Source organism: Winogradskyella maritima, from assembly GCF_042650215.1.
Lineage (GTDB): Bacteria > Bacteroidota > Bacteroidia > Flavobacteriales > Flavobacteriaceae > Winogradskyella > Winogradskyella maritima.
On record NZ_JBHSAT010000023.1, the window covers coordinates 67864 to 81487 of the forward strand.

At 37.6% G+C, this 13624-nt stretch carries 16 protein-coding genes; 12 read left to right on the top strand and 4 right to left on the bottom strand.

The genetic code is table 11. The annotated features are described in order from the left end of the window. Nucleotides 1-591 (bottom strand): peptide deformylase, encoded by a 591-nt coding sequence (gene def, locus ACFOSX_RS13415; RefSeq protein ID WP_386102208.1) that lies wholly within the window; start codon nucleotides 589-591, stop codon nucleotides 1-3. A gap of 80 nt (nucleotides 592-671) precedes the next feature. Continuing rightward, entirely contained in the window at nucleotides 672-1082 is a 411-nt protein-coding gene (ruvX, locus tag ACFOSX_RS13420; RefSeq protein WP_386103051.1) for a Holliday junction resolvase RuvX, read from the bottom strand. A 203-nt stretch (nucleotides 1083-1285) separates the two neighbouring features. Here ruvX and ACFOSX_RS13425 point away from each other — a divergent pair, with 203 nt between their 5' ends. Further along, complete coding sequence (locus ACFOSX_RS13425) at nucleotides 1286-2101, top strand: 2,3,4,5-tetrahydropyridine-2,6-dicarboxylate N-succinyltransferase (protein WP_386102211.1); 816 nt, start codon at nucleotides 1286-1288, stop codon at nucleotides 2099-2101. Here ACFOSX_RS13425 and ACFOSX_RS13430 read toward each other — a convergent pair. Then, a complete protein-coding gene (locus tag ACFOSX_RS13430; RefSeq protein WP_386102214.1) occupies nucleotides 2098-2865 on the bottom strand; it encodes a lipopolysaccharide kinase InaA family protein in 768 nt (255 codons plus the stop codon). The genes ACFOSX_RS13425 and ACFOSX_RS13430 overlap by 4 nt on opposite strands. Nucleotides 2866-2923: 58 nt before the next feature. On the opposite strand from ACFOSX_RS13430, the gene ACFOSX_RS13435 reads away from it, so the two are divergent. Then, complete coding sequence (locus ACFOSX_RS13435) at nucleotides 2924-3982, top strand: glycosyltransferase family 9 protein (RefSeq protein WP_386102217.1); 1059 nt, start codon at nucleotides 2924-2926, stop codon at nucleotides 3980-3982. On the opposite strand, the gene ACFOSX_RS13440 is transcribed toward ACFOSX_RS13435, so the two are convergent. Continuing rightward, entirely contained in the window at nucleotides 3979-4794 is an 816-nt protein-coding gene (locus ACFOSX_RS13440; protein WP_386102220.1) for a glycosyltransferase family 2 protein, read from the bottom strand. The genes ACFOSX_RS13435 and ACFOSX_RS13440 overlap by 4 nt on opposite strands. A gap of 48 nt (nucleotides 4795-4842) precedes the next feature. Here ACFOSX_RS13440 and ACFOSX_RS13445 point away from each other — a divergent pair, with 48 nt between their 5' ends. The 10 genes from ACFOSX_RS13445 (at nucleotide 4843) to ACFOSX_RS13490 (ending at nucleotide 13617) form a co-directional block, all read left to right on the top strand. Beyond that, the gene (locus ACFOSX_RS13445) at nucleotides 4843-5580 is read left to right on the top strand and encodes a glycosyltransferase family 2 protein (protein ID WP_386102223.1); all 738 of its coding nucleotides are present in this window, start codon (nucleotides 4843-4845) and stop codon (nucleotides 5578-5580) included. Then, complete coding sequence (locus tag ACFOSX_RS13450) at nucleotides 5580-6329, top strand: glycosyltransferase family 2 protein (protein WP_386102226.1); 750 nt, start codon at nucleotides 5580-5582, stop codon at nucleotides 6327-6329. Before ACFOSX_RS13445 ends, ACFOSX_RS13450 begins: the two co-directional genes overlap by 1 nt. Nucleotide 6330: 1 nt before the next feature. After that, entirely contained in the window at nucleotides 6331-7401 is a 1071-nt protein-coding gene (locus ACFOSX_RS13455; RefSeq protein ID WP_386102229.1) for a glycosyltransferase family 4 protein, read from the top strand. Nucleotides 7402-7453: 52 nt separating this feature from the next. Further along, entirely contained in the window at nucleotides 7454-8110 is a 657-nt protein-coding gene (locus ACFOSX_RS13460; RefSeq protein ID WP_386102232.1) for a class I SAM-dependent methyltransferase, read from the top strand. A 5-nt stretch (nucleotides 8111-8115) separates the two neighbouring features. After that, on the top strand, nucleotides 8116-8676 hold the full coding sequence (locus tag ACFOSX_RS13465) for an L-threonylcarbamoyladenylate synthase (RefSeq protein WP_386102235.1): 561 nt from the start codon (nucleotides 8116-8118) through the stop codon (nucleotides 8674-8676). 17 nt (nucleotides 8677-8693) lie between these two features. Next, complete coding sequence (locus tag ACFOSX_RS13470) at nucleotides 8694-10109, top strand: CCA tRNA nucleotidyltransferase (protein ID WP_386102238.1); 1416 nt, start codon at nucleotides 8694-8696, stop codon at nucleotides 10107-10109. Further along, nucleotides 10109-11149: a COX15/CtaA family protein gene (locus tag ACFOSX_RS13475; protein ID WP_386102241.1), complete on the top strand. Its 1041-nt coding sequence runs from the start codon at nucleotides 10109-10111 to the stop codon at nucleotides 11147-11149. The genes ACFOSX_RS13470 and ACFOSX_RS13475 overlap by 1 nt, the downstream gene beginning before the upstream one ends. A 27-nt stretch (nucleotides 11150-11176) precedes the next feature. Beyond that, the gene (locus ACFOSX_RS13480) at nucleotides 11177-11698 is read left to right on the top strand and encodes an IS1096 element passenger TnpR family protein (protein WP_386102244.1); all 522 of its coding nucleotides are present in this window, start codon (nucleotides 11177-11179) and stop codon (nucleotides 11696-11698) included. 150 nt (nucleotides 11699-11848) lie between these two features. Further along, nucleotides 11849-12748, top strand: a complete 900-nt coding sequence (locus tag ACFOSX_RS13485; RefSeq protein WP_386102247.1) for an ABC transporter ATP-binding protein — start codon at nucleotides 11849-11851, stop codon at nucleotides 12746-12748. Between the two features lie 44 nt (nucleotides 12749-12792). Next, nucleotides 12793-13617 carry an ABC transporter permease gene (locus ACFOSX_RS13490; protein WP_386102249.1) on the top strand — a complete coding sequence of 275 codons (825 nt, stop codon included), beginning with the start codon at nucleotides 12793-12795 and terminating at the stop codon, nucleotides 13615-13617. The last annotated feature ends 7 nt before the right edge of the window (nucleotides 13618-13624 follow it).

Genomic DNA, 13624 nt, shown 5'->3' on the forward strand with positions numbered 1-13624 from the left:
TTAACGTTTTTTGCTCATGGCCGGAAAACGCATTCTGTAATCAATATTAATTTTTCCTTTTGAAATGTTTGTAAGCTTTCCTTTTATCAATCGTTTTTTAAATGACGATAGTTTGTCTGTAAAGAGCACACCTTCAACATGGTCATACTCATGTTGAATTACACGAGCAATCAACCCATCGAATTCTTTAACGTGGGTGTCGAAGTTTTCGTCTTGGAATTCAATCTTTATTTTTGGTTTTCTGAAGACATCCTCACGCACATCCGGAATACTCAAACAGCCTTCATTAAAGGCCCACTCCTCGCCTTCTTCTTCAAGAATAACAGGATTGATAAAGGTTTGCTTAAAGGTCCGTAGTTCTTCACGCTCTTCGTCGGATAGTTCTTCGTCATCAGAAAACGGCTCCGTATCCACCAAAAACAAACGGATAGCCAAACCAATCTGCGGTGCGGCCAAACCTACACCAAAAGCACCGTACATGGTCTCATACATATTATCTATTAGCTCAGAAAGCTTCGGATAATTCGCATCAATTTCCACCGCTTTTTTCTTTAAAACTGGGTCGCCGTATGCTACAATTGGTAAAATCATTTCTGTTTATTTTCGATTGCAAAAATACAATTCCTGCGGGTTTGGCAAGACGATTCTGAAATAAATTCGGAATGTAGTAGTCACAACCTCGTCATATAATTCTGAAGAATCAGCGTGGCGCTAATTTCATCAATCAAGGCTTTGTTTTGGCGTTGTTTCTTTTTTAATCCGGAATCTATCATCGTCTCAAATGCCATTTTGGAGGTAAAGCGCTCATCTACCCGTTCTATGGGCATATCAGGAAATTTAGCCTTTAACTTAGGCAATAGCTTTTGAATATCAGCTTCGCTTTCAGACACTGAATTGTCCATTTGTTTTGGCTCTCCGATAATGATGACATCCACGGATTCTTTTTCAAAATACTCAGAAAGAAACTGTATGACATCCGTAGTTTCAACCGTGCACAGGCCTGATGCAATAATTTGCAATTCATCCGTCACGGCAATTCCCGTGCGTTTTTTACCAAAATCCAATGCCAATAATCGTCCCATACAGCGCAAAAATACATATAAAAAACCTACCACACTTGTGGTGTCATAGTTTATCATATTATCGAAATTTTTAAGGCTGGTTGGTTTCAAATCATCAAAATAATTTTGATTGAAAGAATAGGGTTATAAGGAGTACATCTTTTTTTGAAAAAACTTTAGTCCCACTTTTTGAGGCTGTATATTTGTAATTCAATTTTTCAAAAATGAAACAATTACAATCCCTTATAGAAAAAGCTTGGGACGACCGTTCAGAGCTAAAAAACGAAGTTACCATTGAAGCAATTAGAAGCGTCATAGACCTTATCGATGAAGGTACGTTGCGTGTCGCTGAACCTACAGATGGAGGTTGGCAAGTCAACGAATGGGTGAAAAAAGCGGTAGTACTCTATTTCCCGATACAAAAAATGGAAACCTTTGAGGTCGGCATTTTTGAATACCATGACAAAATTCCATTGAAGCGAGACTATGCTACAAAAGGCATTCGTGTGGTACCACATGCCGTGGCTAGACATGGGGCTTATATTTCATCTGGGACAATTTTAATGCCGAGTTATGTGAATATTGGAGCTTATGTGGACGAAGGGACTATGGTAGATACCTGGGCTACTGTAGGGAGTTGTGCGCAAATCGGCAAGAAGGTTCACTTGTCTGGTGGCGTTGGTATTGGTGGCGTTTTAGAGCCGTTACAAGCTTCTCCAGTAATTATTGAAGATGGTGCATTTATTGGTTCTCGCTGTATTGTTGTTGAAGGTGTCCGTGTAGAAAAAGAAGCTGTTTTGGGTGCTAATGTAGTGTTGACCATGAGTACAAAAATCATTGATGTTACTGGTGACGAGCCAAAGGAAATGAAAGGCGTTGTACCGGCACGCTCTGTTGTAATTCCTGGAAGCTACACAAAGAAATTCTCGGCTGGAGAATATCAGGTACCTTGCGCATTAATTATTGGACAGCGTAAAGAAAGTACGGATAAGAAAACCTCTTTGAATGATGCTTTACGAGAATATGATGTGGCTGTTTAAGATTTAAATTTAGGGCGTCGACCCAGTTTTCTTAATTTTTTCGTATTCTTTTTTCGCTGGAAGGCTCTACTGCTTTCCAACAACATAGCGTACACTTTTTCGAAAGGCTCTTTAGTTAAGTCTGAATAAGCTTCAGCAATAATCTTTACCATAGTTTTAGACAACCATAAACGTCTAAAATTGTGTAAGCGTTCTTGAAGATTTAACGATTTGAAACGCATTCGATTTAAGTCAATCAGAAAGAAATTGTAATTTCCGTTACCTTTTGTCTTTATCAAGGTGTTTCCAGGAGAATGATCTAAAAATTCAATATTGTTCTCGTGAAGTTTAAAGGTAAATGCGGTAAACTGTCTTAGGATATTTTCACGATCGGGGAAATTCGGCTGATGGATTAAATCCCGAAAATCGAAGTCATAATCAATATGCTTACTGACATAATAGCTATCCCCCAAACCCCAAATTGAGGTGTCTTCAAAATAAGCTATCGGCGCAGGTGTTCCAATAGTTTTAGACTCCAATAGCTTGGCGTATTCAAAACTTCGTTTTGCTTTCGATTTTCGAATATGTCGATAGACCAATGCATTAAAGACATTGGGAGTTTTAAAGCGTTTAATGTTGATTTGGGTGCCTTCCAAGTCAAAGGACTTGATTTTATTACGATCACCATCGACAATAATCTCGCCTTGAGATTCAAAATTAGCTATAAGATCGAGCAATAATGCCCGATGATTTTTATAGTCTTTATGAACCTTTAATTTCTTCATTATTACTTTAAAAAGTATAGAATTTATAATACTTTGCGAATATACTTCGAACTTGTTAATGAAAAAAATACTGATCATTCAGAACAAGCGGATTGGGGATGTTCTGCTCTCTACCGTGATCGCTGATAACATTAAAAAAGTATATCCTAAAAGTCAGGTCGACTTCTTGGCTTACGACTATTGCACTGGTGTTTTAGATCATCATGCAAATATTGACAACATCATTTCCATTGCTGAAAAGGATCTAAAAGGATTGGGCAATTTACTAAAAATGGCGCGTCAAATTCGTAAAACGAAATACGACATTATTTTTGATCCTTATGCAAAATTCCAAAGCCGTGTGTTGTGCTTGCTCTCTGGTGCCAAACAACGCATTGGTTCTGTAAAAATCGGTAAATCTGAAAAATTGGGTGCCTACACACATCCTGTAACTCTATTGGAAAAAGCAACTTTAAATTGTGGTAAATCTTTGGAAGACCGTGTGCATTTGGTGACGTCACAATTCAATATTAAAGACCCTATTTACAAGCCAAAAATACACCTTGAACCTTTAGAATTAAGCCATGATAAAGTATCAAAAATTGATGAGCCTATTTTGGTCTTCGGAATTCTAGGAAGTAATCCAAAAAAATCAATGCCATTGGATTATGTATTGAATTTGGTAAATTATGTCACCGAACATTACAAGGCCAAAATTGTATTTAATTATGCGCCATACCAAAAGGAACAAGCAAAAACACTCTATGAGCGATGCGAACGAAAAGATCAAATTTTATTTGACGTTTATGAGGAAAACATTCGCGGTTTTGTACAATTGATGAATGCTTCGACCTTATTGGTAGCTAATGAAGGTGGTTCTGTACACATCGCTAAAGCACTAAACAAACCTACGTTTACAATCTATTCGCCTTATATTCTTCGTGAGTCTTGGGCCAGTTTTGAAGACGGTAAAACACATACATCGGTACATCTGTTAGACCATAAACCAGAGTTGTTCAAAACCGATCGCGCAACACGGAAAAACATTGAAGAGAATCCTCAATTAATGTACGAAGAATTTAAACCCGAATTGATTATTCCAGAATTGAAAGCCTTTTTAGATTATCATTTGGCCTAGGCTTTCTTTATGCCATAATCCGTCCACACCTTATTTTCGGTCTTGGTCGTTGCTCTAATTTGAAGATTTTTATCAATCGACTCCTGATTCTTATAACCGCGTTTATGATCTAAATGAATACAAACGGCACTATAGCGTATCTGTTTACTCTTAATACCATAGTTCATCAAACGCTCGCCCAATTCACGATCTTGACCACCGTATTGCATGCGCTCGTCAAAACCATTAATAGCGACAATATCGTCTTTCCAGCCCGAGGCGTTATGCCCATTCCAACTGGCATTGGTAGGTGTCACAGAATTTAAAAACCATGATTTAAATCCCGAAGACGTTAATTTATTGTTCTTAAAAGAACCTGATAAACCGTGTTTTTTTAGCCATGAAACATCAAAACAACGTTCTGAATAGATATCGTCTTTAGTAATGGTTTTAGAAGTTTCCATTGGTAACATAAAATAGCCCCCTGATAAAAAATGACCTTCTTCACGGTGTTTTACATGCACCTCAACAAAGTCTTTACGAGGGATGCAATCACCGTCCGACATTATTATATAGGGTGTTTTACAGGCAACAGTCGCTTTGTTTAAAATCTGCGATTTCTGAAAGCCATTATCCTCATGCCAGATATGATTAATCTCATAAAACAAATCGCCTTTTAGTCGTTCAATTAAATCAAAAGTTTCTTGGCCTGAGCCATCGTCTGCCAAGACCAATTCAAAATTGCGGTAGGTTTGATTGTTGTAGCCGTACAAGACTTTCTCAAGCCATTCGGGAGAATTATAGGTGCTTATTATGATGGAAGTATCTATCATACGGCGCAAAGATAACTTAATTTAATACATTTGTCTGGTAAAAATTCTATGGCAAAACTTAGCGTCATCATACCAACCTACAACGAGGAAGACTATCTAGAAGATGCTCTTAAATCCGTTAGTTTTGCCGATGAAATTATTGTTGTAGATTCCCTGAGTACTGATAAAACTGTTGCCATTGCAGAAGACTATAATTGCACTGTTTTATCTCGAAAATTCGATAATTTTTCAAACCAAAAAAACCATGCTATTGAGCATGCTACGGGCGACTGGATTTTATTCTTGGATGCCGATGAACGTATAACACATTCGTTGAAACTTCAGATTGAAGAAGCCATAAGTCAGAATGAATTTTCAGGTTATAAATTAAATTTTCCGCACTTTTTTATTAACCGATTTCTCTACCATCACAATAACGATGTTTTGAGATTAGTAAAACGAAAAGGGGTTCATTTTACAGGGTTAGTACATGAAAAACTGAATGTTGAAGGTAAAATATCAAAACTAGATGCTCCCGTTTTGCATTACACATATAAAGGCATTCGACATTACATTTCAAAAAAGGATAGCTATGCGTGGTTTCAGGCGGAACAACTCTTAAAAAAAGGCAAGAAAGTCACCTATTTTCATTTAGCCTTTAAACCCTTTTACCGCTTTTTCAGTAGCTATATTTTAAGAGGTGGCATTTTAGATGGCGTTGCAGGTTTAGCCATTGCAAGTATAAATGCTTATGGTGTGTTTTCACGCTATTCTAAACTAATACTTTTACAAAAGCAGATGAACTAATGAAGATTACTGCTTTAGCCATAACGTATAATGAAGCTACACATCTACAGCGCTATTTGGATGAGATGCAGTTTGCAGATGAAATCATCATCGTAGATTCTTTCAGTACAGACGATACATTAAAAATCGCCGAAGCTAATAATGCGAAAGTTATTCAACGAGAATTCAAAAATTTCTCCGATCAAAAGAATTTTGCTTTGTCTCAGGCTTCGCATGATTGGGTGGCATTTTTTGATCCTGATGAAGCTTTATCTGAAGACCTAATCAATGAATTAAAAAGCCTGAAATCCAAAACACCTGAAGCTGCTGCTTACTCCGTAAGACGCCAATACTACTTTATGGACAAAAAGATGAAATACAGTGGTTTTCAAACGGATTGGGTTGTTCGTTTTTTCAATAGGAAATATTGTAGCTACAATGGTAACTTAGTACATGAAACTTTGGATATCAACGGAACAACTTCAAAATTAAAGCATCGCTTAGACCATTACTCCTATAAAGGTTTTGATGCCTTCAATGATAAGTTAACGCACTATGCAACGTTACAGGCTGATAAGCTCTATGAAAAAAATGTGCGTCCCAATGCTTATCATTTTTTATTTCGGCCATGGTACCGCTTTTGGCATCAATATCTCATTCGTTTAGGTATTTTAGACGGCAAGGAAGGGTTTATTCTAGCGTACTGCCAAGCCTTTTCGGTTTTTAAACGCTACCTTATCTTATGGGCAAAATACAGACGACTCCATTAATATGAAACAGGTTTTCTTAGAATCACATAATATCAAAAACGCGTATTTCGGATTTGGGCAGTTTAACAAGCATTTGATTAAAGGCTTGTATCATGCCAATATTAATGATTTTAAGATGACACTTCATGCTAAAGACATTAAGCCTTTAAAACAGCAGTATGGTGAATATTTCAACTATAAAACCTACAAGTCCATTAGTCGGTATCCGTTGTTCAGAATCCGAAAAAAATATGATGTTTGGCATTGCTTAAATCAAAATATAAAGATTGAACCTTACCATGATATCCCTTATGTCTTAACAGTTCATGACGTGAATTTTATAGACGAAGTGTCTTCAGATTTAAACCATGAGCGCAACCAGCGTTTTATTGAAAAATTGAATCGTGCTTCCGCAATTACTTATATTTCAGAATTTGCAAAAACATCTACCCATCAATATTTTGATGTGCCCGATGTACCTGAATATGTCATTTATAATGGTAACCCGATTACAGAGAATAGCATTCCCACTGGTTACAAACCAAAACTGACCACAGAAAGGCCATTCCTTTTCAGTATCGGCGAATTCACCGAACGAAAGAATTTTAATGCTCTGGTAAAGATGTTGGTCCACCTAAAAGACTTAGACCTCATCCTCGCCGGAAACAGCAGTACCTCTTATTTTGAAACGGTTTTGAAACCTTCGATTGAAGCCTTGAATCTTTCAAATCGGGTTCATATAGCAGGAAAGATTTCAGAAGTAGATAAGCAATATTACCTGCAGCAGTGTACGGCTTTCGTATTTCCATCCTGGCGAGAAGGCTTTGGGATTCCGCCTATTGAAGCTATGCGATTTGGGACACCTGTGTTTCTTTCAAACAACACTTCTCTACCCGAAATTGGCGGACCACTCGCCTATTATTGGGACCGTTATGACCCAGAATACATGGCAGACGTTTTAAACGAAGGACTTTCAGATTTCTCAAAGAATGAAGAGCAACTCTCTAAGCAACTTATACAACGTGGCACTTCCTTTAATTGGGATACCGCGGCGCTTGAATATGCTGAGGTCTATCGCAGTCTTCTTTTCTAAATCTAGCATAGCTTATTTAAAAGTTTAATTTTGCACAAAACCATTGCGCAACATGAAAACACTGATCTACATATTTCTTGGTTTGGCCATTCTTACACCTTTGGTCATTAAATTTTTACAGCATAGACATTTGTATCCGTTTATGCCGTTTAAATATAATTTTAGAAGACGACGTGTAACATTCGCAAAAGTCTTGCGCCTCTTAAATGAGCGACAAGCCAAAAGCATTATAGAAACCGGCACATCCCGCAAAGGTTTAGATGGCACAAAAAGCGACGGTGCCGCAACGATTGTATTTGGAAAATGGGCCAAACGAAATGGCGCAAAAATGCATTCTGTAGACATCAGCGAAGATTCCGTTAAGGGCTCGCGAGCTGCAGTTGAAGAAAATGGATTGAGTGATGTGGTGACTGTGTATCTCGAAGACTCCCTTACTTTTCTGGAACGTTTTAATGAACAAGTTGACTTTTTGTATTTGGACAGTTATGACTATTCCAAAACCGATACCGAGATTCAGCATAAAAGTCAGGTGCATCATCTTGAAGAATTCAAGCTAATTGAAAACCAGTTACACCAGGATAGTATTGTGTTGATTGATGACTGTGGCTTGCCTGGCGGTGGCAAAGGAAAATTAGTGGTTGAATACATGTTGGAGCGCAATTGGAAAATCTTGATTGATCGCTATCAGATTTTGTTGGTTAGAAAGTAAGGCAAATGCAAACCGAAGTAGATAAAGCATTATCCGTTTTAAATGAAGCCCAAACCCTGCTCTATCCCACAGACACAGTTTGGGGATTGGGATGTGATGCCAAAAATCCTGAAGCCGTTTCAAAAATCTACACTATAAAACAGCGTGAAGAAAGTAAGGCACTAATCTGTTTGGTAAGCTCCATGGAAATGCTACAAAATTATGTTGGACAACTTTCAGAAGACCTTAAAACCCTAATTGAAACGGCCGAACGACCAACCACAATCATATATACCACTCCAACAGGATTCGCCCAAAACCTATTGGCTGAAGATGGCTCTATTGCTATACGACTGGTCCGGGATGGTTTTGCTCATGAGCTTATTGAAACCTTAGGCTCCCCAATCGTTTCAACCTCAGCGAACATTAGTGGTGAGCCAACTCCTAAAACCTTTAAAGAAATCGATACCCGAGTTTTAAAAAGCGTGGACTATGTCGTAAATTTGCCAAAGGAAAATAGCACCTCTGTACCATCACGAATTATCAAATACAATTCTGACGGTTCCGTGACTATTTTAAGGGATTAACGCGCATTTTTGCTTCGATGAACTACAAACAAGCACTTCAACATTCTGTTTTCAAAACCATCTCCGAAGTTGCCACAGCGCTAAACATGGACGCATATGTTATTGGCGGTTACGTACGCGATTATTTTTTGGAGCGAGGTACTGCCAAGGATATTGATATTGTTGCTATAGGTAGCGGTATTGACCTCGCCACAGCCGTCGCAAATGCTTTACCGAATAAACCCAAAGTACAGGTTTTTAAAACCTACGGCACAGCGATGCTTCGTTTTCAAGACATTGAACTTGAATTCGTTGGCGCACGAAAGGAAAGTTATTCTGAAGATTCCAGAAATCCCTATGTAGAGTCTGGCACTTTGGAAGATGACCAAAATCGACGTGATTTCACCATAAATGCTTTAGCATTAAGTCTGAAAAAAGACACATTTGGCGAGTTGCTCGATCCATTTAATGGTATGGCGGATTTAGATAAAGGCTTAATTAGAACACCTCTAGATCCTGTTATTACCTATAGTGACGATCCGTTACGTATGTTGCGCGCGATAAGATTTGCGACACAGCTCAATTTTAAGATTGAAAAGGCGTCTTTGGATGCTATCACAAAAAATAAATCCCGAATCAAAATCATTACTAATGAGCGTATTGTGACTGAGCTTAATAAAATTCTGGCTAGTGACGTACCCTCAATTGGTTTTCTGCATTTGGAAAAAACGGGATTATTAGACTATATCATTCCGGAGCTGACAGCGCTTAAAGGTATTGACGAAAAAGAAGGCCAACGCCACAAGGACAATTTTTACCACACCTTAGAAGTGGTTGATAATATTTCCAAAAACACGGATAATGTTTGGTTACGCTGGGCGGCGCTATTGCATGATATTGGTAAGGCACCAACAAAACGCTTTAGCAAAAAGGTAGGTTGGACGTTTCATAACCACGAATTTGTGGGTGCACAAATGGTCTACAAACTGTTTAAACGTTTAAAGATGCCATTAAATGACAAAATGAAGTTTGTTCAAAAAATGGTGTATATGAGTTCCAGGCCAATTGTCTTGGCGACTGAGGTAACCGATTCTGCGGTGCGTCGTTTAGTGTTTGATGCAGGTGATTATGTTGAAGACCTAATGACTTTATGTGAAGCAGACATTACCACTAAAAATCCCAGAAAATTCAAGAAATACCATAATAACTTTAAAAAAGTAAGGGATAAGATTGTAGAAGTTGAAGAACGCGATAAAGTGCGGAATTTTCAACCGCCCGTTTCTGGTGAAATTATTATGAAGACCTTTGATTTAAAGCCTTCAAAAGAAATCGGGATTATTAAAGAAAAAATTAAGGAAGCCATTTTGGAAGGTGATATCCCTAATGAATATGAGGCCGCCTATGATTTGATGCTCAAAGAAGGAAAGCAACTTGGTTTAACAATCTCTGATTAATGAAACGCTACTTTAGAAAAACAGCAAAGATTGCTTTGGTTTTGATTTATCTCGTCATCGTGGCAGGGGCTGTGGTCCGTATGACAGGTTCTGGTATGGGTTGCCCCGACTGGCCAAAATGTTTTGGATACTACATTCCACCAACAGAGCTTTCTGAACTACAGTTTAAACCCAATCATGAGTACAAGAAGGGTGTTGTTATTATTGTTGATGAAACTTTACAGGTGGCAACAAAAGATTTCACATCTTCAGAGATTAGAAATGTAGAAAATTGGGAAGCCTACACCGAACACGACTATGCCAAATTTAATCCATTGCATACTTGGGTGGAATACATCAACAGATTGATTGGCGCCTTGTCCGGAATTCCGATTTTGATGTTCACCATTATGAGCTTCTGGCTGTGGAAGGATAAAAAACGTTATCTCGTCCTATCGCTATCAACCGTTTTTGGTATGGCATTCCAAGCCTGGTTAGGGAAAACGGTTGTTGATAGCAACTTGGCGCCGTACAAAATTACCATCCATATGGTTATGGCCTTAGTGATTGTGGCTTTTATTTTGTACCTCATTTTCCTATCGAAGACCAGTTTTAAGAAACAACTGTTTCATTCAAAATTTAATACTATAATGGGTGTTGCGATTGTGTTGTCGCTGATTCAAATTGTATTGGGAACCCAAGTACGTGAGTATGTGGATGAGGAAGTGAAATTAGCTGGTACTTTAGAGATGCACAATACAAGCACCTTGCCTTTGAGCTTTTACATTCATAGGACATTCTCAATTGCCATTTTGTTGGTGAATGTTTGGCTATTCAGACTGAATAGAAAACTAGGCCTTGGTTACCGAAAAATCAACCTAGTTATGCTTTGCATCATTGCTGAGATTATCACCGGTGTTTCCATGTATTATTTTGAATTTCCATTCGGTACGCAACCGCTTCACATTGTGATTGCCACCATTATGATTGGGATTCAATTTTATATCTTTATGGAAAGCAGAAAACGTGAAGCGAAAATTGAAGCCACGACTCAAGTTTAATCGTATCTTTGCGCCGAATATTTAACTATGATTTACAGATTTAGAGTTGTTTTAGACAACAATACCGATGATGTCGACGTGTTTAGAGACTTGGAAATTAGAGAGTCGGACACTATGGAAGATCTCCACAATATCATTACCCAATCCTTCGGGTTTGATGGTATGGAAATGGCTTCGTTTTATGTGAGTGATGAAGACTGGAATCAAGGCGAGGAAATTGCCATGTTTGATATGAGTGAAGCAGATAATGAAGTGCGAATGATGAGTACAACTCAGATCAATGACATTGTACACGAAGCGTCTACAAAACTGATTTATGTGTACGACTTTTTAAGTATGTGGACGTTTTATGTAGAGCTGGCTGAAATAGTTGAAGAAGCTGAAGGCACCGACTATCCCAATCTTATGTTTGTTCAAGGGCAAATCCCAGACACGGCTCCCGAGAAGCAATTTACGGCTGATGAAAATCCTGAGGATTATAATGAGTTTGAGGAAGGCTTAGACCTTGACGATTACGAAAATCTCGATTTTGACGAGAACTGGAATTAAAACTTAAAGCTAAGGCATTTCAAAAATTTGAAATGCTTTTTTTTATCATTTGTATGTAACAAACTTCTCTTAGGTTCGTCTTACTCATAACAACCAATCAATCGCCTTGTTTACGTCCAAAATAAACGAGCGATTCTAAATCAATCACATTTGGAAACCATTCTTACCATAAATAACCTTACCAAAAAGTTCGGTTATCTCACTGCAGTTAAAGACCTAAGTTTTACCATTAATAAAGGTAATGTTTATGGCATTTTAGGCCCTAACGGAAGTGGAAAATCTACAACCTTGGGTATTGTCTTAAACGTTGTTAATAGAACCAATGGCGATTTTCACTGGTTTGACGGTAATACTTCGACACATGATGCCTTAAAAAAAGTAGGTGCTATTATTGAGCGACCAAACTTTTACCCGTATATGACGGCGGCGCAAAACCTTAAATTGGTTTGCCGAATTAAAGGTGTAGACCACAGTAAAATTGAAGAAAAATTGAAAGTCGTTGGTCTTTTAGACCGAAAAGATTCTAAATTCCGAACATTTTCTTTAGGAATGAAACAGCGCTTGGCCATTGCTTCTGCCCTTCTCAATGATCCAGAAATTTTAATTTTAGATGAGCCTACCAATGGTTTAGATCCTCAGGGTATTCATCAAATTAGACAGATTATAAAAGATATTGCCGCTGGTGGCACCACTATTTTACTGGCTTCGCATTTACTGGATGAAGTTGAAAAGGTGTGTTCGCATGTGGTGGTGCTTCGTAAAGGTGAAAAATTATATTCTGGGCGTGTGGACGAAATGATAAATAGTCATGGCTTCTTCGAATTAAAAGCAGACAAGCATGACGACCTATTGGCTCTATTGGAAAGTGACAGCAACTTCGGAAACGTAAAAGTTGAAGACGGGCTCATTACCGCTTTTTTAAACGAACCGATGTCGGCATCAGAATTTAATCAGCTTTTATTTTCAAAAGGCATCGTTTTATCACATTTGGTAAAACGAAAGGAAAGTCTCGAGGAGCAATTCTTACAGTTAACTGACAATTTAAACTAATCAATCATTTCTCTGGCTCCATTGTCAGAATAACCAATCATAACATGTTACGACTTATACAATTAGAATTACAAAAACTTTGGCTGAATAGAACAAGCAAAGTCCTAATCTTTATATCTTTTATACTACCACTTTTCATAGTCCTAATTTCTTCTTTTAAGATTCCTTTTTTTGGATATTTCACATTAGAATTGGGTGAATACGGACTATTTAATTTTCCATTAATTTGGCATTTAGTAACGTTCTTTGCATCCCAATTTAAATTCTTTTTTGCTATTGTGGTGGTAAGTATGATAGGCAATGAATACAGTAATAAAACACTTAAACAAAATTTAATTGATGGTTTGAGTAAGAGAGAATTTATATTATCAAAATTCTATACTATATCATTCTTCTCCTTGGTATCAACACTAATAATAGCAATAATGACCCTTTGTATTGGCTTCTTTTATTCAAGCTACACTGAGTTTGGAATTGTTACAAGAGACTTAGAGTTCTTAGTCGGATATTTTGTAAAACTCGTTGGCTTTTTTAGTCTTTGTTTGTTTTTTGGGATGCTAGCCAAACGCTCCGCTTTTGCTTTAGCTTTTTTATTTGTGTTGTATTGCTTAGAGTGGATTGCATATGGAATTATATGGAAATTTAGCACTGAAGAGCTTGCTACGAATATTCAAAATTTCTTTCCACTCAAATCAATGTACAAATTAATCGATGTTCCTTTCTTGAGAATTGCAGCCACTGTTGTTCCTGATAACAAAGAGTTAATTCATGACTACGCTGTACACTTCCATGAAGTGGCCATTGTTTTGGGTTGGACGGCAGTTTTTATCTTTTTATCCTATCGATTATTAAAGAAAAGAGATTTGTAATATATTT